The following is an 18,304-nucleotide window of genomic DNA, read 5'->3' on the forward strand; positions in this document are numbered from 1 at the left end:
AAAGCTGCCTACCAGATGCTCCGTTTTCTCTTCCGGCGCTCGCTGGGTGCCGTCGCCATCCTGCTGATCATCAGCGCCGTCACCTTCTTCCTCTTCTACGCGATCCCCCGCAACCCCGCCCTGCTGGCCTGCGGCAAGGTCTGCACCCCCGACCAGCTCGCCATCGTCGAACGCAACCTCGGCATCGACCAGCCCGTGCCCGTGCAGTACTGGGAGTACATGATCGGCATCTTCGCCGGCCGTGACTTCGCCGCCGGGCCCTGCCCCGCCCCCTGCCTCGGCTTCTCCTTCGCCGACAACCGCCCCGTCCTGGACACCATCCTCGACCGGCTGCCCACCACCGTCTCGCTCACCCTCGGCGGCGCCGTCGTCTTCCTCTTCCTGGGCCTGGGCCTGGGCATGCTCGCCGCCTGGCGGCGCGGCACCCTGCTCGACAAGGTGATGAGCTCCACCTCGCTGGTGCTCTCCTCCATGCAGATCTACTTCCTCGGCCCGCTCGCCCTGGCGCTGTTCGTCTACCAGACCCAGCTGCTGCCCCAGCCCCAGTACGTCCCCCTCACCGAGGACCCGCTCGGCTGGTTCAAGGGCCTGCTGCTGCCCTGGCTGGTGCTCTCCACCATCTTCACCGCCAACTACACCCGCATGGCACGCGCCACCCTCATCGAACAACTCCAGGAGGAACACGTCCGCACCGCGCGGGCCAAGGGCATGTCCCGGCCCACCGTGTTCTTCCGCTACGCCTGGCGCGGCTCCCTCATCCCCATCGTCACCATCATCGGCATCGACATGGGCTCGCTGTTCGGCGGCGCGATGGTCACCGAGTACACCTTCGCCCTGCCCGGACTCGGCCGGCTCGCCGTCGAATCCGTCACCAAGTCCAACCTGCCGATGCTCATGGGCGTGATGCTGTTCGCCGCGCTGATGATCGTCCTCTTCAACATCGTCGTCGACGCCGCCTACGCCCTCATCGACCCGCGCGTGCGGCTGTCCTAGGAGCATCCGTGAGCTATCTGTCGGTACGCGATCTGCGCGTGCACTTCGGCACCGAGGACGGCATGGTCAAGGCCGTGGACGGGCTCTCCTTCGACCTGGAGCGGGGCCGCACCCTCGGCATCGTCGGCGAGTCGGGGTCCGGCAAGTCGGTGGCCAACCAGGCCGTGCTCGGCCTGCACAACCCGCGCACCACCACCATCGAGGGCGGCATCGAACTGGACGGGCAGCAGCTGATCGGCGCCGGCGAGCGGCAGTTGCAGCGGCTGCGCGGCAACAAGGCCGCGATGATCTTCCAGGACCCGCTCACCGCGCTCTCCCCCTACTACACCATCGGCCGGCAGATCGCCGAGCCCTACCGCAAGCACCGCGGCGCCGGCAAACGCGAGGCGCGCGAGCGGGCCGTCGAGATGCTGGGCAAGGTCGGCATCCCCAACCCCCGGCAGCGGGTGGACGACTACCCGCACCAGTTCTCCGGCGGCATGCGGCAGCGCGCCATGATCGCCATGGCGCTGGTGTGCGACCCGGACCTGCTCATCGCCGACGAGCCCACCACCGCGCTGGACGTCACCGTCCAGGCCCAGATCCTGGACCTGCTGCGCGACCTCCAGCAGGAGTTCGGCTCCGCCATCATCCTCATCACCCACGACCTCGGCGTGGTCTCCCAGGTCAGCGACGACGTGCTGGTGATGTACGCGGGCCGGGCCGTGGAACGCGGCACCGTCCGCGAGGTACTGCGCCGCCCCCAGCACCCGTACACCTGGGGCCTGCTGGGCTCCATGCCCCGGCTCACCGGGGACACCGAGCGCGAACTCCTGCCCATCCCCGGCTCCCCGCCCAGCCTGCTGCACCCCCCGGCCGGCTGCCCGTTCGCCCCGCGCTGCGCCCACCGGGACGCGGTGGACCCGCCGGAACGCTGCACGGAGGAGCGGCCCGCCCTGCCGGACGGCCGGGGCGCGGCCTGCCATCTGGACGCCGGGCAGCGGCGGACGCTGTTCGATGTCCACGTACGCCCCCGCCTGGAAGGACAGCCGCGATGACCGACGGCCCCGCCCCGCTGATGACGGCCCGCGGACTGACCAAGCACTTCCCCGTCAAGGGCGGCTTCCCGTTCCGCCGCACGGTCGGCGCGGTGCGCGCGGTGGACGGCCTGGACCTCACGGTGCACGAGGGCGAGAGCTTCGGCCTGGTCGGCGAGTCCGGCTGCGGCAAGTCCACCACCGGGCGGCTGCTGGCCCGGCTGCTCGACCCGACCGACGGCACCATCTCCTACCGGGGGCGCGACATCACCCGCGCCGGGCGCCGGGAGCTGGCGCCGGTGCGCTCCGAGATCCAGATGATCTTCCAGGACCCGTACTCCTCGCTCAACCCGCGCCAGACGGTGGGCACCATCATCGGCGGCCCGATGGAGATCAACGGCATCCGGCCGCCCGGCGGCCGGGAGGCGCGGGTCCGGGAGCTGCTGGAGACGGTCGGCCTCAACCCCGAGCACTACAACCGCTTCCCGCACGAGTTCTCCGGCGGCCAGCGGCAGCGGATCGGGGTGGCCAGGGCGCTGGCGCTGGACCCCAAGCTGATCATCGCGGACGAGCCGGTCTCCGCGCTGGACGTCTCCATCCAGGCCCAGGTCGTCAACCTGCTGCGCCGGGTGCAGCGCGAACTGGGGATCGCCTTTCTGTTCATCGCCCACGACCTGGCCGTGGTACGCCACTTCTCGCAGCGGGTGGCGGTGATGTACCTGGGCCGGATCGTGGAGGTCGGGGACCGCGAGGCCATCTACGAGCACCCCCGCCATCCGTACACCCACGCCCTGCTGTCGGCGGTGCCGGAGGTGGACCTGTCGGACGAGGAGGAAGCGGACGGGACGACGGCCGCGTCCGGTACCCCCGCGGGCGGCGCGCGCAGGGAGCGGATCCGGCTGGCCGGGGACGTCCCCTCCCCCGCCGCGCCGCCCTCCGGCTGCCGCTTCCGCACCCGCTGCTGGAAGGCCACCCAGCGCTGCGCCGCCGAGGAGCCGCCGCTGGTACGGATCGAGGGCAACGGTCCCGGTCACCTCACCGCATGCCACTACCCGGAAGAAGGTTCGACCGTTGCCAGGGAGCACGACATCGTGATGCGCGAGCCGTCGTGAGACGGGGGCGTGCGCCCCTCTTCTGCTCCTGTGCACCGAGTTATGCCGCCACGTTGATCGTTATAGTCCGTTGCGCACGATGGGTAGGACTTCCCGTGGGCAACCCCGGCCCAGGGGCCGCTCCCCCTGCCCGGACCCGGTCACGACCTGGAGGTGATCCCGGTGGCGCTCTCCGTCTCCGCAGTGCTGCTCTTTGCGATCATTGTCTTCTTGCTGATCAAGAAGGCGGGACTCAAGGGCATGCACGCGCTGGTGTGTGTGCTGTTCGGCTTCTATCTCGCCAGCTCCAACATCGCCCCCACCATCAACGACGTGACCTCCAGCGTGGCCGGGATGATCAGCAATCTCTCGTTCTGAGTAAGCTCGGGGCATGAGTCCGCGTCTGCTGCTGGTGCACGCCCACCCCGACGACGAGTCGATCGGCAACGGCGTGACGATGGCGGCAGCCGTGGCCGCCGGCGCCCGGGTCACACTCGTCACCTGCACCCTCGGTGAGGAGGGCGAGGTGATCCCGCCGGAGCTGGCGCATCTCGCCGCCGACCGTGACGACGCCCTGGGCCCGTACCGCGCGCGGGAACTGACCGCCGCGATGCGGGCCCTCGGCGTACGCGACCACCGGCTGCTGGGCGGCCCGGGCCGCTGGCGCGACTCGGGCATGATGGGCCTGACCACGAACCGGGCCCCGGACGCCTTCTGGGGCGCGGACCCCGACCTCGCCGGCCGGCAACTGGCCGACGTCATCGAGGACGTCCGCCCGCACGTACTGATCACCTACGATCCGCAGGGCGGTTACGGCCACCCCGACCACATCCAGGCGCACCGGGTCGCGCTGCGCGGCGCGGAGCTGGCCGCCCCCCGGCACCGGATCGCCCGGGTGCTCTACACCTGTCTCCCCGCGGCCGAGGCCGGGCGGCGGCTGTCCTCGCTGACGGACACGGCCCGGCCCGCCGAGGCGGTCGCGGCGCTGAGCGACCTGCCCGGCGTCGTCCCGGACGCCTCCGTCGCGATCACCGTGCGCGGCACGGCGGCCGACGCGGCGGCCAAGCGGCGGGCGATGGCGGCCCACGCCACCCAGATCACGGTGCGGGAGGACGGCACGTCCTTCGCCCTGTCCAATGACCTGGTCCAGCCGCTGTGGGAGACCGAGTACTACACACTGGCCGCGGGCGTCCCGGTCCCTCCCGGGGCCACGGACGTCTTCGCCGGTCTGGATCCGGAGGAGATCCGATGAGAATCGCGGCCTACATCGGGCTCGGGGTGCTGGGCGCCGTCGGCGGGATCGCGGGATCGCTGATCCAGGCCGGCTGGTCACCCCTGGGCCTGCTGCTGTCACTCGCCGGAGCGGCGGCGTTGTTCCTCGGCGGCGCGCTCCTGACCCGTTCGCGCGCCGGGGTGGGCGCCCCGGCGGCCGGCTGGGTGCTCGCGGTGCTCGCGCTCACCGGTTCCCGCCCGCAGGGCGATTTCATCTTCGCGACGGGGGCGACGAGTTACATCTTCCTGCTGGGCGGTATGGTCCTGGCCGGAGTGTGCTGGGCCCTCGCGCCGGTCGGCCGTCCGATGTTCTGGGTGCCGCCGGAGCGGCTCCCCGGCCCCCGCCGGTGAACCCCCGGGCACGGATGTGCCAATCTCGTGCTGAGGCCGTACGTTCGCGGCGACCCCAGTATGGTGGGGCTGCCGCCCGGCCCCGGCCAGTGAACCGGGCCGGCCGGTGAAACCAACCGGGAGATCCTGCCTTGAGTCGTGAAACTGACAGTCCGTCCCCCAGTCCCCGGGGATGGGACCCCCAGCGCAGCGAGGGGAACGACGGTACCCCGCCGGGTGCGGCGCAGCCGGCGGAGAAGAAGACCGAGACCACGATGACGACCCGGATCCGGATCAACATCCCCGGATCCCGGCCGATTCCGCCCGTTGTCATGCGCGAGACGCTGGACGACGACGCGGCAGGGGACGAACTGCCGGCGGCCGGCCGCGCTCCGGCGGCACCCGCGGCGCCCGGGCTGCCGGTCCGGCCGAAGGCCACCGGGGCGACCTCCAGCGGCCTGGGCGAGTCGGCCGCCCCGGCCAAGAAGAAGACCAGCTCGTGGTTCGAGCCGCGCAAGCCCCCGCAGGCGGACGAGACCGGCGCCCTGTCGCTGGGGGACACCACCTTCGACGCGCCCCCGGCCCCGCGCACGCCGCAGCCGGAGGAGACCGGCCCGAACCCGGCCTGGTTCCCGGACACCCCGCCCGAGGGCACCGGGCTGCCGCCCCGCCCGGTGAGCACCACCCCGCCGTCCGGCCCCACCACGGGACCGGCGACCGGCGACCTCGCCCTGCCCGCCGCCGCCGTGACGGAGGAGCCGGGCGGCCCCACCCTGGACCTGGGCGGCCCGTTCCCGCCGCCGCCCCCGCCGGGCCACGGCGACACCGCCGCGATCCCGGTCTTCGGCGAGCCGGCCGGCGGCCCCGCCGTACCGCCGCCCGCGCTCGACTTCGACGAGGACCCCGAGGAGCCCGCCCCCGCGCCGGCCCCGGCCCCGGCCGCCCCCAAGAAGGCCAAGGGCAAGGCCGGCAAGCTGGGCAAGCTCGTGGTGGTCGCCGTGGTGCTGCTGGGCGTCGCCGCCTACGGCACCGGGCTGCTGCTCAACCAGGAGGACGTCCCCAAGGGCACCACCGTGCTCGGCCAGGACATCGGCGGGCGCACCACCCAGGAGGCCGTCGCCCTGCTGGACGCGGCGGTGGACGAGGCCAACAACGCGCCGCTGCTGCTCCAGGTCGGCGACGCGGAACTGGAGCTGAAGCCCAGCGTGGCGGGCCTCGCGGTGGACACCGAGGCGACCGTCCGCGCCGCCGCCGGACCCGACTACGCGCCGGCGTCCGTCTTCGGCTCCCTGCTGGGCAGCGAGCGGCCGGTGGACGCGGTCTTCGCGGTCGACCGGGAGAAGCTGACGGTGGCCCTGGAGGACCTGACGGCCGGCCTCGGCTCGGGCGCCCCGGTGGAGGGTTCCATCACCTTCAGCAGCGAGGGACCGCAGGCGCAGCCGGGCAAGGCGGGCGAGGGCATCAACGTGGAGGCGGCGGCGGACGCCGTGGAGTCGGCCTTCCGCACCCGCGCGGCCGGCGGCGAGAACACCCCGGTGACGCTGCCGACCACGACGGTGGAGCCGGAGATCACCGAGGAAGAGGTGGCCCGGGCGATGGCGGAGTTCGCCGAGCCCGCGATGTCGGACATGGTCTACATCGAGGCCGGCGGGATCTCGCTGCCGATGAGCCCGGAGAACTCGATCCACCAGTTCCTGTCCATGAAGGCGGTGGACGGCACCCTGGTGGACGTGTACGACCTGGAGGTGCTGGCGTCCCTCTACGGCTCCCAGTTCGACGGCGTGCTGGTGACCCGGGGCAACGGCACCCAGACCCCGGTCGAACCCACCGACGTGGCCGGCGCCCTGCGCGAGGCCCTGCGCGAGACGGACCCGGCCAAGCGCGTCGCGGTCATCGACCTCGACCCGAGCTGACCCGCACCACCCCGAAGGCCCGGCCCCACCCCGGTGGCGCCGGGCCTTCCGCTATCCCGTCCGGCTATCCCCCACCCCCGAAGGACGGCACCGGCTCCCCCGGGCCACCGCACCACGTCCGGCAGACCCCTTCCGGCGTCACGGTCAGCCCGAACGCGTCCACCCCGGGGCGCCCCCGCTCCCGCCACCACGCCAGCGCCCGCGCCACCTCGTCCCACAACCGGCGCGGCCCCCACTGGTGGACGGTGGCCTCCCGCTCCCCGTCGCGGAACCGGACCGACGCCCAGGCGCGGGAGCCCCCGGTCATGTCGAAGAACCAGAGCGTCGCCTCCCCCTCCCCCGTGTTCAGTACATGGGCGCACTCCGGCACACACAACCCCAGGACGAACCGCACGCCCCGGAACCGCCGCCCTTCCCCCAACTCCGCGAGCGAGACCGAGGTCACCGACGCGACGGCGTCCCCCGGATACTCCCCGACATGCCCGGCGAACCGCTGCCAGTCCAGGCGCTGGGCCCGGATCTTCATGAACTCCAGCGGCCGGAGGAACGGCCCGCTCGCGCTCCCGTCCTCCGCCACCGACAGCCGCACCAGGGCGTCCTCGTGGGAGTAGTGGGTACCCCACGGGGCGAGGACCACCCCACCGGGCCGGGTCTGCGCGAGCCACTCCGGCGGGAACCCCCGCACCCCGGCGGTGACGATCACCCGGTCGTACGGCGCCCCCGCCGGGTGGCCCCGACGGCCGTCGGCGCACACCACCTCCGGGTACAGCCCGAGGCTGCCGAGCGCGCCCCGCGCCCGGGCGGCGACCCGCTCGTCCACCTCGACGGTCACGACGGACCGCTCACCGAGCCGCTCCGCGAGCAGCCCGGCGTTCCACCCGGTCCCGGTGCCGATCTCCAGCACCCGGGCGCCGGGGCGGACATCGAGGTCGGCCAGCATGCGCGTCACGACGGACGGCATACTCGCCGAACTGGTCGGCAGCCGCCCCGGCCCGGGACCGGTGTGCTGCCCGTCGTCCCACTGGGTGGTGATCGGAACGTTGGCGTACGCCGCGCGCTCCCACTCCACGGGATCCGTCCGCCGGTCCACGGAACGGCTCACACCGGTGTCCATGTCGTACGGCCACATCAGATCCGGCAGAAACACCTCACGCGGCACCGCCGCGAAGGCATCCGCCCAATCACGGCTCATCGCCCCGGACTCCCGAAGTAACCGCGCCAGCCCCATGGCGGAGCGGGCGCGGCCGGACCGATCGGATTCAACGGTCATGATGTTCTCCGTACCAGAAGGCTCGGGGCTGTTTCACGGCGGCTGACCGTCAGATCGGCAGGTTCCAGCCCGGGCCGTCCTCGCTGCCGAGCCACACCCGCTGACCAGCGGGTGAGACGGTGATACCGAACTCCTCCTGATGCGGCTCACCGGCGGCTTGCCAGTGCTGTACGGCTTCCTCGACCCGATCCCACAAGCGGAGGGGCCCGCGCTGTACGACGGTCCAGCCGCCATCGGGACCGGGGGCCGTCCGGGCCTGCGACCCGCTGGATACGTCCCAGAGGATCTGTTCCGCCCCCGTCCCCATGCGTTCGGCCGAGGGCGCGGCGAGCTGCGCGATCCACTTGCCGGTCCAGGTGTCGAGCTTCGCCGGGTCGATCCGGCTCGGGCGCTCCTCTCCGGGCAGCAGGGTCAGTGTCGGACGGGGCGGCCGGTCGTGCGGCCGGGCGATCATGAAACTGGTGTAGCCGGGCAGAAAGCGGCCCGTGGCCCGCCCGGGGCCGGTCACGTCGAGCAGCGCGAGGGCATTGGCATACATCCACCCGGAGAGCGTGACCAGAATCCTTCCGCCCGGCATCACCTGGTGCAGCCACTGAAGTGGAAGGTAGCGGACCGAACACGTCGCGATGAGCCGGTCGTACGTCGCTCCGTCCGGGTCACCACGCAGCCCGTCACCGATCACCAGCCGGGGGGCGAAGCCGACCGCCTTGAGCGCCGTCGCGGCAGCCTGACCCACCATCGGGTCGTACTCGATGCTGGTGAGGTTGGCGTCGCCGAGGCGGTGTGCGCCGAGAGCGGTCGAATACCCGGTGCCGGTGCCGATCTCCAGCACCCGGTGCCCCGCCTTGGCGCCGAGTTGCTGCCACATGCGCAGCACCAGCGACGGCAGGGTGGACGAGGACGACGGTGCTCCCGTCACGGTCCCCTCGATCACGTCGTCGGGCCTGGTGCCGCCGTCGAGCTGAGTGATCAGTGTTTCGTCGGAGTAGATCCCCTCCAGCCAATCAGGGTCGCCCTCTCGGACAGGGCGGTAGCCGGTCGGTACGCTGCCCGCTACCGGCATGAAGTAGGACCCCGTGAACAGCTCACGGGGCATCGCCCTGGCTGCCTCCTGCCACTCGGGGTCGGCGAGGACGCCGTCCTCGGTGAGTCTGTCCGCCAGGGCGTTACGGAGCTGAGCCGATGCACTCATGTATCGGGGCCTTTCTCCAATTGGTCGGCGAGGGCGTGGGCGATTGCCGCGGTGGTCTCCTCCGGCTGCCACGCCCACTGGCCATTCGGATTGCACTCAAGGAAGTACCAGTCACCCGCAGCAGTGACGGCGAAGTCGAACGCACCGTAAATCAGGAGGAGTTCGCTGAGGTAGGAGCGGACAGCACAGGTGACCGACTCAGGAACCTCGACCGGCGTACACGTCATCCGGTCCTGCCGATAGCGCCAGTCAAGGTCGGGGCTGTCGATCCGCACCCCGAACAGCCGGTCTCCGACGGCTGTCACCCGTGCGTCGAACGCCTTGTCCACCCTGGATTGGAACAGGTGCGGACAGACAGATACGGCATCGGTGATCTCGTTAGCGCGCACCTCTTCGACCCACACGCTGTGCGGCTGGCCGTCCACCTGGTAGTGCGTGTTCCACAGCGGTTTGTACACCGCTCCACGCGGCTGACGGGCCACGAATTCCCGTGCCTCAACCGGGTCGTTAGTGATCACGGTGGGCGGCACCAGAAAACCGCAGCCCTGTGCCGCTGAAAGTTGACGGGCTTTGTACTCCGCAGCCCGGTTGTTCCACGGGTGGTTGATGTAGTGCGCGTTCGGCAGTGACGCGAGGATGCCCCCTGTACCCCATAAGGCTTGTTCCGCAGCGAACCGGCGGTCCTGACCGCTCAGTCCCTGCGGCCCCTCGTAAGGCGAGGGTCGGCGCACCCACACGGACCGGATCCCACCGGTTTCGATCTCCCGGCTCGCCGTGCGTAGGGCACCCCGCTGTTCGCCCATGTGGTACATGGCAGTCAGCGAGGCACCCGTGTGCAGGTCGGTGCCGGGATCGAGACGAGCGACCGGAACCCGGCGTACGGCGAGCTCCCGCAACACCACATCCGCCGTCACATCGTAGGGATTGGTCAGCACCAGTACCGACCCGCTGTCACGCATCAGCCAGAACTCTCATCCTGGTCGTACGACTCCATGCTGTCCGTATCGGACGGCCCGCCCGGAGCGGCGCCGTCACCCGGGACAGTTTCGGTGGCTGTCAGGCCGCTTGTGCTGGTGCCATGGCCCCCCAGCTCGACCGTCCGGCCCTGCTCGTCCACGATCATCGCGATCTGTGTTTCCGGGTCGATCACGGGGGTGTACTGCGGGCTCGTGGCGGTGACCGCGTACGGCCCCATTCGTTGTGTGCCCCATGGCGCGCGGGTTTGCGTCATCTGTGGCGTGCCTCCGTTTCCGGGCGAAGCCGATAACTCAACGGCTCAGCAGGTAACCGGGTTACGGTCGCGGACCGCTGAGTCGAGAGGCCATCAGGCCGCTCACCAGGATCGTTTCCGCTGTCATACGGGGCTACGCGGTCGGCGGGAGCAGTGACACGACGCTGATTGCGCGGGCGCAGCGCGAGTGGCGCCCGCGACGGGATGACGCGCCGCGTCAGCCCTTGAGGTGGTTGACGAACGCGGACCACCCGGCGACGGAGAACACGAACGCACCGCGCGAGCGGTCCTTGCTGTCGCCCACCGCGACCAGGCCGTCCTCCGTGACCTGGGTCTCCAGGCAACTGCCGCTTCCCGTACTCGAATAGCTCGACTTACGCCACCCCGCTATCGGCAGGTCATACCGCATGGCTTCCCCTACGCGTGATCGAAATCTGCCGCGATGGCAGAGATCAGTTTCATGGTTTCGGCAGAGGACAAGGCTTGAGTCCGCAGGTGCTCCTCGGCAGTCCGGTACGCCTCAAGATCGGCCTCTTCCTCGATGAAGACCCTACTCTCCTTGTGTTCGAGCAGAACGAGGTCCATGTGAGCGGGCGCGGGGTACACGAACCGGAGAAACGGGCCGTCCAAACCTGCGTGAGCACCCGCGCTGTACGGAAGGACCTGGATCGACAGATGCGGTGGGTTCGCGATGGCGACGAGCTTGCGGAGCTGCTCGGCCATCACGGACGGTCCGCCGATCTGACGGTGGAGGGCTGCCTCGTCCAGTACGCAGATGATGCGAGGTGCGTCGGGACTATCAAGGATCTTCTGTCGCTCCAGGCGAACCTGAACTGCTTCATCCAAGGGTGGGACATGGGGCGTCGGAAAGCCACCGATAATCGCGCGGGCGTATGCCTCTGTCTGAAAGAGACCGGGGATCAGGTTGGCTTCGTACTGGAAGATCTGGCCGGCCGTTGACTCCAGCTCGATCAGCTCCATGAGCTTGGGCGGAAGTACGTCCTTGCGCTGCTGCCACCACCCTCGCTTGCGGCTGTTCCGGTTGAGCTCGACGAGCGCTTCGCGCAGCGTCTCATCGTTGACCTCGTAGAGGTCGAGCAGCGCCGTGAGTTCGAGTCGACTCATCCCGGTCTTCCCCGACTCGACCCGGCTGATCTTCGCGTCGCTCGCATCAATGACGTGAGCGGCTTCCAGCTGGGACTTGCCCGCATGCTCACGCAACCGACGCAGTTCCATGCCCAACCGCACTCTGCGGACCGTCATCACTGGCTGCCCCACGACAACCTCCTCTGCATCAGGTGCGATCGGCTCAGTGTGCCCTACCAGTTCGCTGCAAAGGAACGCGCTTCACTCCGTAGCGTGAATGTACTGCAAGTCTGCGACACATGGGCTTGCATAACGTCCTCAGCTGGGTCCAGTCTGATGGCGCTGACGTTGCGCTCCCGCCCGGCTACAGCTCGTGGCTGCGCGTGCGCTCCGCAACGCCTGCTCTCAACCGCTGCGTTGGAGGTGCGATGACAAACCCGGTGCAGGTCACCTACGGCATGAACGTGTACGGCCAGTCGTTAACGGCCTGCGCCGTCGAGGTAGGTCGGTGGCGGGCGGTGGCCGGGGAGATCGCTTTCGCGTGGGGTGGCGACCGGGACACCGTGGAGCTGGTCCGGCTGGGGGTCAGCGAGCTGATCACCAACGTCGCGCGGCACGTGGAGAATCCGCGCTGTTATCTGCGGATGACGCGGATCGGGTGGGAGGTGACCGTGCAGCTCTTCGACCGTTCCCGCCGGCTGCCCGTCATCCCGTCCGTGCCCGACGGGGAGGCCGAGGGCGGGCGCGGGCTGTGGATGCTGCGGGGGATGGCGGACGGGTTCGGGTGTGAGCGGACCCTCCGCTGCGCCGGGAAGATCGTCTGGTTCCGGTGTGTGCTGCCGGGGGGTGGCCGGTGAACGTGCCGACCCAGGTGTGGGTGCAGACCGATGTGATCTCCGGGTGGGCCGAGGAAGGCGACTGCCTGATGTGTGCCAGGACCGGGGTCCTGGTCATGTGGCTCGGGCCGGTCGTGGGGTTCGGCCGGAGCCGGCCGTTCCATGCCTGTGAGCCGTGCACCACCCGGCTCGCCCGCTGGGTGCGCGGTGCTCCGCCGGAGCCCTGCGCGCCCACCACCAGCACCCACGGGGTCTCCGCCGACGAGCGCCGCTACGACACCGCGATCAACTCCGTCGCCGCCGTCACCATCGCGGGCATCCTCTCGCTCACCTCCACCGCCGCCGGGCTCTGGCTGGGGGCGCGGTGAGCGGGTGCTCAGGCCCCGGCGACGCGCTGGTTCTCCTCGGCGAAGTGGCAGGCCGAGGGGTGGTGGGCCCCGGTGGCCGGGTCGGGGAAGGGCGCGGGGACCGTCAGGGGCGGTTCGACGCGGGCGCAGAGGTCCTGGGCCTTCCAGCAGCGGGTGCGGAAGCGGCAGCCGGAGGGCGGGTTGGCCGGGGAGGGGACGTCGCCGGTGAGGATGATGCGTTCGCGCAGCGCGCTCTGCTCCGGGTCGGGGACCGGGACCGCCGACAGCAGCGCCTGGGTGTACGGGTGGGTGGGGTGGTCGTAGATCTGGGTCTCGGTGCCGGTCTCCACGATCTTGCCCAGGTACATGACGGCGATCCGGTCGGAGATGTGCCGCACGATGGAGAGATCGTGGGCGATCACGATGTAGGAGAGGCCGAACTCGTTCTGGAGCCGGTCGAGGAGGTTGACCACCTGCGCCTGGACGGAGACGTCGAGGGCGGAGACCGGTTCGTCCGCGACGATGATCTCCGGGTTGAGCGCCAGGCCGCGGGCGATGCCGATGCGCTGGCGCTGGCCGCCGGAGAACTGGTGCGGATAGCGGTTGATGTACTCGGGGTTGAGGCCGACCACGTCCAGCAGTTCCCGTACCCGGCGGCGCCGGTCGCCCTTGGGGGCGGCCTCGGGGTGGATCTCGTACGGTTCGCCGATGATGTCGCCGACCGTCATCCGGGGGTTGAGCGAGGTGTAGGGGTCCTGGAACACCATCTGGATGTTGCGCCGCACCGCCTTCAGCGCCCGGCCGCTCAGCCGGGTGATGTCCTCGCCCTTGTAGAAGATCTCCCCCGAGGTGGGCTTCTCCAGGCTCATCACCAGTTTGGCCACCGTCGACTTGCCGCAGCCCGACTCGCCCACCACGCCGAGGGTTTCACCGGGAGCCAGGGTGAACGAGACACCGTCCACGGCCTGTACCGCGCCGACCTGGCGCTGGAAGAGGATGCCCTGGGTGAGCGGGAAGTGTTTGACGAGGTCGCGGACCTCCAGCAGCGCCTCAGTCACCGATCGTCTCCTTCCAGTAGTGGCAGGCGCTGGAGCGGTCCGGGGCCACCTCGTACAGCGGGGGGACATCCACCGTGCACCGGCCGCGGGCGATGGGGCAGCGGGGGTGGAAGGAGCAGCCGGGCGGGATACGGGCGAGGTTGGGCGGCAGGCCCTTGATGGCGTACAGGTCCTGGCCCTTGCGGTCCAGGCGCGGGATCGACTCCAGCAGGCCCTTGGTGTACGGGTGGGCGGGGCGCTTGTACAGGGCGTCCACCGGGGCGTGTTCGACGATCTTGCCGGCGTACATGACGGCGATGACGTCGGCCGCGTCGGCGACGACGCCGAGGTCGTGGGTGATGAGGATGAGGCCCATCCGGTACTCCTGCTGGAGTTCGGAGAGCAGGTCCATGACCTGGGCCTGGACGGTGACGTCCAGGGCGGTGGTCGGCTCGTCCGCGATGATGAGGTCGGGTTCGAGGGCGAGGGCCATCGCGATCATGATGCGCTGGCGCATGCCGCCGGAGAACTGGTGCGGGTAGTCGCCCACCCGTTCCCTGGCGGCCGGGATGCGGACGCGTTCCATGAGTTCGATGGCGGCGGCCTTCGACTCCTTGCGGGAGGCGCCGCGGTGCACCCGGAACATCTCGCCGAGCTGGTAGCCGACGGGCAGCACCGGGTTGAGGGAGGAGAGCGCGTCCTGGAAGATCATCGCCATCTTCTCGCCGCGGATCCGGCGCCGGTCCTCGCGGCCCATGGTGAGCAGGTCCTCGCCCTGGAAGAGGATCTTCCCCTTGCTGATGCGGCCGGGGGGCGAGTCGAGGATGCCCATGATGGCCTGGGCGGTCACCGACTTGCCGGAGCCCGACTCACCCAGTACCGCCAGGGTCTGGCCGGCGTCCACCGCGTAGCTGACGCCGTTGACGGCGTTGACCAGGCCGTCCCGGGTGGTGAACTCGACGTGCAGGTCCTGTACTTCCAGCAGCATGGCCCGTGGCCTCCCCTTCAGCGCAGCTTGGGGTCGAGGGCGTCGCGTACCGCGTCGCCGAGCATGATGAACGCCAGGACCGTCAGCGACAGCGCGGCGGCCGGGTAGAGCAGGATGTGCGGGGCGTTGCGGAACTGCATCCCGGTGGAGGCGGCGGAGATGTCCACGCCCCAGGAGACGGTGGGCGGGCGCAGGCCGACGCCGAGGTAGCTGAGGGTGGCCTCCAGGGCGATGAAGGTGCCGAGCATGATGGTGGCCATCACGATCACCGGGGCGATGGCGTTCGGCAGGATGTGCCGCAGCAGGATGCGGGAGTGCGAGGCGCCGAGCGCGCGGGCGGCCTGCACGTAGTCGTTCTGTTTGGCGGTGATGACGGCGCCGCGCGCGATGCGGGCGATCTGCGGCCAGCTCAGTGCGGCGATGACCAGGACCACCGGCCAGATGCCGGAGAGCTTGATCATGCTGAGGAAGACGATGGCGCCCAGGATCAGCGGGATGCCGAAGAACATGTCGGTGACCCGGGAGAGCAGGGCGTCCCAGAAGCCGCCGAAGAAGCCGGCGAGCCCGCCGATGACCGTCCCCACCAGGGCGACGCCGAGGGTGGCGCACACCCCGACGGCGATGGAGGCGCGGGCCCCGTAGACGGTGCGGGTGTACACGTCGCAGCCCTGGGTGTCGAAGCCGAACCAGTGGCCGGGGGACGCGCCTTCCAGGGAGCGGGAGAGCTGGCAGCGCAGCGGTGACTCGGTGGCGATCAGCGAGGGCCAGATCGAGATCAGCACCAGGAAGCAGATGAGCAGCGCGGAGACCACGAAGACCGGGTTGCGGCGCAGGTCGTGCCAGGCGTCCGACCACAGGCTGCGCGCGCGTCCCGGTTCCGCGCCGGTGGGCGGCGGCGATTCGCCCCGGCCGTCGCCCGCCGCGATCGCGATGGGCGCTTCCGGGGGTCCTACGGGCGGTGGCTGGGGTGGTTCAGACATAGCGAATCCTCGGGTCGAGCACGGCGTACAGGAGGTCGACCAGCAGATTGGCGAGCAGGAAGATGAGGACGAGGACCACGACGAAGCCCACGACGGTGGGTGAGTTCTGCCGCAGGATGCCCTGGTAGAGCTGGAATCCGACGCCCTGGATGTTGAAGATGCGCTCGGTGACGATGGCGCCGGCCATCAGGGTGCCGATGTCGGCGCCGAGGTAGGTGACGACCGGGATGAGGGAGTTGCGCAGCAGGTGGCGTACGGTCACCCGGCGGCGGGGCAGGCCCTTGGCGACGGCGGTGCGGATGTAGTCGGCGCGGGTGTTCTCGGCGACCGAGGTGCGGGTGAGCCGGGTGACGTAGGCGAGCGAGACGAGGGCGAGGATGATGCCGGGGACGATGAGTTCGCCGAACCGGCCCTCGGGGCTGACGGCGGGGTTGATCCAGCCGAGCTGGACGCCGAAGAAGAACTGCGCGGTGGTGCCCAGGACGAAGGTGGGGATGGCGATGACCACCAGGGTGGCCATGAGGATCGAGGTGTCGAAGGCCCGGCCGCGGCGCAGTCCGGTGATGACGCCGAGGACGATGCCGAGGACGAGTTCGATGACCAGGGCGGTGAGCATCAGCCGGAAGCTGATGGGGAAGGCGCGGCCCATCAGGTCGGTGACGGGCTCGCCGTTGAAGGCGGTGCCGAAGTCGCCGGTGAAGATGTTGCCCATGTAGAGCAGGTATTGCTGCCAGACCGGCTTGTCGAGGTGGAACTCGGCGCGCAGCTGGCGGGCGGTGGCGGGGTCCGGCGCCCGGTCGCCGAAGAGGGCCGCGACCGGGTCGCCGAGCGCGTACACCATCACGAAGATGAGGAAGGTGGCCCCGATGAAGACCGGGATCATCTGGAGCAGGCGGCGTACGACGTAACGCCCCATGGTCAGCTGACCTTGATGTCCGTGTAGACGGGGACGGAGAAGGGGTTGAGCTTGACGTCGCTGACGCGGGTGGAGTAGGCGGCGGTGCCGTTCTGGTACCACAGCGGGATGGCGGGCATGTCCTGGACGAGGACGCGTTCGGCGTCGCGGAATTTCGCGACGGCCTCGGCCTCGTCGGAGGCGCTGTTGGCCTCGTTGACGAGCCGGTCGAACTCGGGGCTGGAGTAGACCGCGTCGTTGGAGGAGGCGTCGGTGTAGTACAGCGGCTGGAGGAAGTTCTGGATGAGCGGGTAGTCCATCTGCCAGCCGGTGCGGAACATGCCGGTCATCTGCCGGTTGGTCACCTGGTTGCGGAAGTCCGCGAAGGTGGGGACCGGGTTGACGGTGCAGGCGGCGGTGTTGTCCAGCACGTTGTTGATGCTGTTGCAGGCGGCGTCCATCCACTGGCGGTGCGAGCCGGTGTCCACGTTGGAGCTGAGGGTGATCTTGCCGCCGGGCAGGCCGCCGCCCTCCTCGATCAGCTGGCGGGCCCGCTCCGGGTCGAAGGTGCAGAACTCGCCGCACAGTCCTTCCTCGTAGCCGCCGGTGTCGCCGAGGACGGGTGAGGTGAAGTCGGTGGCCGGGGTGCGGGTGTTGAAGTAGATCTTGGAGGTGATCTCCTCGCGGTCGATGGCCATCGACAGGCCCTGCCGGACCTTGGCGGACTCCGGGCTGCTCCAGGCGGGGTCGTAGAGCGGGAAGGAGACGGTCTGGATGATGCCGGCCGGCTGGTTGATGAAGCGGTCGCCGAGGTCCTTCTCGGCGTTCGACAGCTGGGAGGCGGGCACGTCGTCGATGACGTCGAGGTTGCCGGCCTGGAGGTCGGTGTAGGCGGTGTTGTTGTCGGTGTAGACCCGCAGTTCCACGCCCTCGTTCTGCGCCTTGTCGGGGCCGGCGTAGTCCTCGTACTTCACCAGCTTCATGCTCTGGCTCTTGGTGTACGTGTCGATCTTGTACGGGCCGTTGCCGATCGGCTTGGCCAGCCAGGCGTCGTGGTCGTCGAAGAAGGAGCGCGGGAGCGGGGCGTAGGCGGCGTATCCCAGTGTCTCGGGCCACAGCGAGAACGGTTCGGTGAGCTTGACGGTGAAGGTGTGGTCGTCGACGACGGCGAGGCCGCTCATGGTGTCGGCGGTGGGGGTGGCGTTCTCGTCGGACGGGTGGACGTCCTCGTAGCCCTCGATGAACTGGAAGAAGTAGCTGGCGATCTGGGCGTTCTCCAGGTGGGCGCCGTAGTTCCAGGCGTCCACGTAGGAGGCGGCGGTGACCGGGGTGCCGTCGGAGAAGGTCCAGCCGGACTTGATCCTGACGGTGAAGTTCTGCTGGTCGGTCGTCTCGATGGACTCGGCCATCTCGTCCATGGCCTCGCCGGTCTCCGGGTCGTAGCGCTTGAGGCCCCGGAAGATCATGTCGAGGACCTTGCCGCCCTGCACCTCGTTGGTGTTGGCGGGCTCCAGCGGGTGCTGGGGGTCACCCCAGGAGGCCCGGACGACCCCGGCGCTGCCGCCGGCCGTGCCGTTCCCGCCGCCGCAGGAGGTGGCGGTCAGGGCGAGGACGGTCGTGGCGGCGACGACCCAGCTCAGGCGGGTGGCTGCGCGCATGGGATGGCCTCCTCGGACTACCGAAAGTCGCATTAAGGCAATATATGACCTTTTAGTCCGTTCTACGCCTCCCGAGTCATCCCGACACGCGCGTGTCCCCCACATGCCGACGGCCGCCGGAGAACCCGGATGCCCCGCGGCCGTGGCCGTTATAGAAGGTGAGCGCGGT

At 70.0% G+C, this 18,304-nt stretch carries 20 protein-coding genes; 9 read left to right on the forward strand and 11 right to left on the reverse strand.

Annotation, left to right across the window (positions count from 1 at the left end; translation table 11 throughout):
* Positions 1-15: 15 nt before the first annotated feature.
* From ACFV5N_RS03495 to ACFV5N_RS03525, 7 genes are all read left to right on the forward strand, one after another.
* Positions 16-993: an ABC transporter permease gene (locus ACFV5N_RS03495; protein ID WP_385593471.1), complete on the forward strand. Its 978-nt coding sequence runs from the start codon at positions 16-18 to the stop codon at positions 991-993.
* 62 nt (positions 994-1,055) lie between these two features.
* On the forward strand, positions 1,056-2,030 hold the full coding sequence (locus ACFV5N_RS03500) for an ABC transporter ATP-binding protein (RefSeq protein WP_385593518.1): 975 nt from the start codon (positions 1,056-1,058) through the stop codon (positions 2,028-2,030).
* The gene (locus ACFV5N_RS03505; protein ID WP_385593473.1) at positions 2,027-3,121 is read left to right on the forward strand and encodes an ABC transporter ATP-binding protein; all 1,095 of its coding nucleotides are present in this window, start codon (positions 2,027-2,029) and stop codon (positions 3,119-3,121) included. Before ACFV5N_RS03500 ends, ACFV5N_RS03505 begins: the two co-directional genes overlap by 4 nt.
* A gap of 162 nt (positions 3,122-3,283) precedes the next feature.
* Positions 3,284-3,478, forward strand: coding sequence for a hypothetical protein (locus tag ACFV5N_RS03510; protein WP_385593476.1), 195 nt, complete (start codon positions 3,284-3,286; stop codon positions 3,476-3,478).
* A gap of 13 nt (positions 3,479-3,491) precedes the next feature.
* Positions 3,492-4,352, forward strand: coding sequence for an N-acetyl-1-D-myo-inositol-2-amino-2-deoxy-alpha-D-glucopyranoside deacetylase (gene mshB / locus ACFV5N_RS03515; RefSeq protein ID WP_385593479.1), 861 nt, complete (start codon positions 3,492-3,494; stop codon positions 4,350-4,352).
* Entirely contained in the window at positions 4,349-4,723 is a 375-nt protein-coding gene (locus ACFV5N_RS03520) for a DUF6113 family protein (protein WP_385593481.1), read from the forward strand. Before mshB ends, ACFV5N_RS03520 begins: the two co-directional genes overlap by 4 nt.
* 254 nt (positions 4,724-4,977) lie before the next feature.
* Positions 4,978-6,615, forward strand: a complete 1,638-nt coding sequence (locus ACFV5N_RS03525; RefSeq protein WP_385593484.1) for a hypothetical protein — start codon at positions 4,978-4,980, stop codon at positions 6,613-6,615.
* Positions 6,616-6,679: 64 nt separating this feature from the next.
* Here ACFV5N_RS03525 and ACFV5N_RS03530 read toward each other — a convergent pair whose 3' ends face one another.
* The 6 genes from ACFV5N_RS03530 to ACFV5N_RS03555 form a co-directional block, all read right to left on the reverse strand.
* The gene (locus ACFV5N_RS03530) at positions 6,680-7,885 is read right to left on the reverse strand and encodes a methyltransferase domain-containing protein (RefSeq protein WP_385593487.1); all 1,206 of its coding nucleotides are present in this window, start codon (positions 7,883-7,885) and stop codon (positions 6,680-6,682) included.
* A 49-nt stretch (positions 7,886-7,934) separates the two neighbouring features.
* The gene (gene tgmC / locus ACFV5N_RS03535; protein ID WP_385593490.1) at positions 7,935-9,077 is read right to left on the reverse strand and encodes an ATP-grasp peptide maturase system methyltransferase; all 1,143 of its coding nucleotides are present in this window, start codon (positions 9,075-9,077) and stop codon (positions 7,935-7,937) included.
* Positions 9,074-10,036, reverse strand: coding sequence for an ATP-grasp ribosomal peptide maturase (gene tgmB / locus ACFV5N_RS03540; protein ID WP_385593493.1), 963 nt, complete (start codon positions 10,034-10,036; stop codon positions 9,074-9,076). Before tgmB ends, tgmC begins: the two co-directional genes overlap by 4 nt.
* Positions 10,036-10,308, reverse strand: coding sequence for a putative ATP-grasp-modified RiPP (tgmA, locus tag ACFV5N_RS03545; protein WP_385593495.1), 273 nt, complete (start codon positions 10,306-10,308; stop codon positions 10,036-10,038). Before tgmA ends, tgmB begins: the two co-directional genes overlap by 1 nt.
* Before the next feature lie 217 nt (positions 10,309-10,525).
* Positions 10,526-10,717: a DUF397 domain-containing protein gene (locus ACFV5N_RS03550; protein WP_354340044.1), complete on the reverse strand. Its 192-nt coding sequence runs from the start codon at positions 10,715-10,717 to the stop codon at positions 10,526-10,528.
* An 8-nt stretch (positions 10,718-10,725) separates the two neighbouring features.
* Positions 10,726-11,586, reverse strand: a complete 861-nt coding sequence (locus ACFV5N_RS03555; RefSeq protein ID WP_385593498.1) for a helix-turn-helix domain-containing protein — start codon at positions 11,584-11,586, stop codon at positions 10,726-10,728.
* Between the two features lie 236 nt (positions 11,587-11,822).
* Here ACFV5N_RS03555 and ACFV5N_RS03560 point away from each other — a divergent pair, with 236 nt between their 5' ends.
* Positions 11,823-12,251: an ATP-binding protein gene (locus ACFV5N_RS03560; protein ID WP_385593501.1), complete on the forward strand. Its 429-nt coding sequence runs from the start codon at positions 11,823-11,825 to the stop codon at positions 12,249-12,251.
* Entirely contained in the window at positions 12,248-12,598 is a 351-nt protein-coding gene (locus tag ACFV5N_RS03565; RefSeq protein ID WP_019434864.1) for a hypothetical protein, read from the forward strand. The genes ACFV5N_RS03560 and ACFV5N_RS03565 overlap by 4 nt, the downstream gene beginning before the upstream one ends.
* Before the next feature lie 8 nt (positions 12,599-12,606).
* Here ACFV5N_RS03565 and ACFV5N_RS03570 read toward each other — a convergent pair whose 3' ends face one another.
* The 5 genes from ACFV5N_RS03570 to ACFV5N_RS03590 are packed head-to-tail and all read right to left on the reverse strand — an operon-like array spanning position 12,607 to position 18,135.
* Positions 12,607-13,635 (reverse strand): ABC transporter ATP-binding protein, encoded by a 1,029-nt coding sequence (locus ACFV5N_RS03570; protein ID WP_385593504.1) that lies wholly within the window; start codon positions 13,633-13,635, stop codon positions 12,607-12,609.
* Positions 13,628-14,602: an ABC transporter ATP-binding protein gene (locus ACFV5N_RS03575; RefSeq protein ID WP_385593507.1), complete on the reverse strand. Its 975-nt coding sequence runs from the start codon at positions 14,600-14,602 to the stop codon at positions 13,628-13,630. The genes ACFV5N_RS03570 and ACFV5N_RS03575 overlap by 8 nt, the downstream gene beginning before the upstream one ends.
* 17 nt (positions 14,603-14,619) lie before the next feature.
* The gene (locus ACFV5N_RS03580; RefSeq protein WP_385593509.1) at positions 14,620-15,582 is read right to left on the reverse strand and encodes an ABC transporter permease; all 963 of its coding nucleotides are present in this window, start codon (positions 15,580-15,582) and stop codon (positions 14,620-14,622) included.
* On the reverse strand, positions 15,575-16,498 hold the full coding sequence (locus tag ACFV5N_RS03585; protein ID WP_385593512.1) for an ABC transporter permease: 924 nt from the start codon (positions 16,496-16,498) through the stop codon (positions 15,575-15,577). Before ACFV5N_RS03585 ends, ACFV5N_RS03580 begins: the two co-directional genes overlap by 8 nt.
* Positions 16,499-16,500: 2 nt before the next feature.
* Positions 16,501-18,135, reverse strand: a complete 1,635-nt coding sequence (locus ACFV5N_RS03590; RefSeq protein ID WP_385593515.1) for an ABC transporter substrate-binding protein — start codon at positions 18,133-18,135, stop codon at positions 16,501-16,503.
* Positions 18,136-18,304: the final 169 nt, after the last annotated feature.

Source organism: Streptomyces sp. NPDC059853, from assembly GCF_042731495.1.
Classification (GTDB): Bacteria; Actinomycetota; Actinomycetes; order Streptomycetales; family Streptomycetaceae; genus Streptomyces.

What these genes read in the sequence shown, in the direction of transcription:
- tgmA (WP_385593495.1), bottom strand. Translation starts at nt 10,308, where the DNA reads ATGACGCAAACCCGCGCGCCATGGGGCACACAACGAATGGGGCCGTAC.
- ACFV5N_RS03590 (WP_385593515.1), bottom strand. Translation starts at nt 18,135, where the DNA reads ATGCGCGCAGCCACCCGCCTGAGCTGGGTCGTCGCCGCCACGACCGTC.
- tgmB (WP_385593493.1), bottom strand. Translation starts at nt 10,036, where the DNA reads ATGCGTGACAGCGGGTCGGTACTGGTGCTGACCAATCCCTACGATGTG.
- ACFV5N_RS03495 (WP_385593471.1), top strand. Translation starts at nt 16, where the DNA reads ATGCTCCGTTTTCTCTTCCGGCGCTCGCTGGGTGCCGTCGCCATCCTG.
- ACFV5N_RS03560 (WP_385593501.1), top strand. Translation starts at nt 11,823, where the DNA reads ATGACAAACCCGGTGCAGGTCACCTACGGCATGAACGTGTACGGCCAG.
- ACFV5N_RS03530 (WP_385593487.1), bottom strand. Translation starts at nt 7,885, where the DNA reads ATGACCGTTGAATCCGATCGGTCCGGCCGCGCCCGCTCCGCCATGGGG.
- ACFV5N_RS03585 (WP_385593512.1), bottom strand. Translation starts at nt 16,498, where the DNA reads ATGGGGCGTTACGTCGTACGCCGCCTGCTCCAGATGATCCCGGTCTTC.
- mshB (WP_385593479.1), top strand. Translation starts at nt 3,492, where the DNA reads ATGAGTCCGCGTCTGCTGCTGGTGCACGCCCACCCCGACGACGAGTCG.
- ACFV5N_RS03505 (WP_385593473.1), top strand. Translation starts at nt 2,027, where the DNA reads ATGACCGACGGCCCCGCCCCGCTGATGACGGCCCGCGGACTGACCAAG.
- ACFV5N_RS03500 (WP_385593518.1), top strand. Translation starts at nt 1,056, where the DNA reads ATGGTCAAGGCCGTGGACGGGCTCTCCTTCGACCTGGAGCGGGGCCGC.
- ACFV5N_RS03580 (WP_385593509.1), bottom strand. Translation starts at nt 15,582, where the DNA reads ATGTCTGAACCACCCCAGCCACCGCCCGTAGGACCCCCGGAAGCGCCC.
- ACFV5N_RS03550 (WP_354340044.1), bottom strand. Translation starts at nt 10,717, where the DNA reads ATGCGGTATGACCTGCCGATAGCGGGGTGGCGTAAGTCGAGCTATTCG.
- ACFV5N_RS03520 (WP_385593481.1), top strand. Translation starts at nt 4,349, where the DNA reads ATGAGAATCGCGGCCTACATCGGGCTCGGGGTGCTGGGCGCCGTCGGC.
- ACFV5N_RS03525 (WP_385593484.1), top strand. Translation starts at nt 4,978, where the DNA reads ATGACGACCCGGATCCGGATCAACATCCCCGGATCCCGGCCGATTCCG.
- tgmC (WP_385593490.1), bottom strand. Translation starts at nt 9,077, where the DNA reads ATGAGTGCATCGGCTCAGCTCCGTAACGCCCTGGCGGACAGACTCACC.
- ACFV5N_RS03575 (WP_385593507.1), bottom strand. Translation starts at nt 14,602, where the DNA reads ATGCTGCTGGAAGTACAGGACCTGCACGTCGAGTTCACCACCCGGGAC.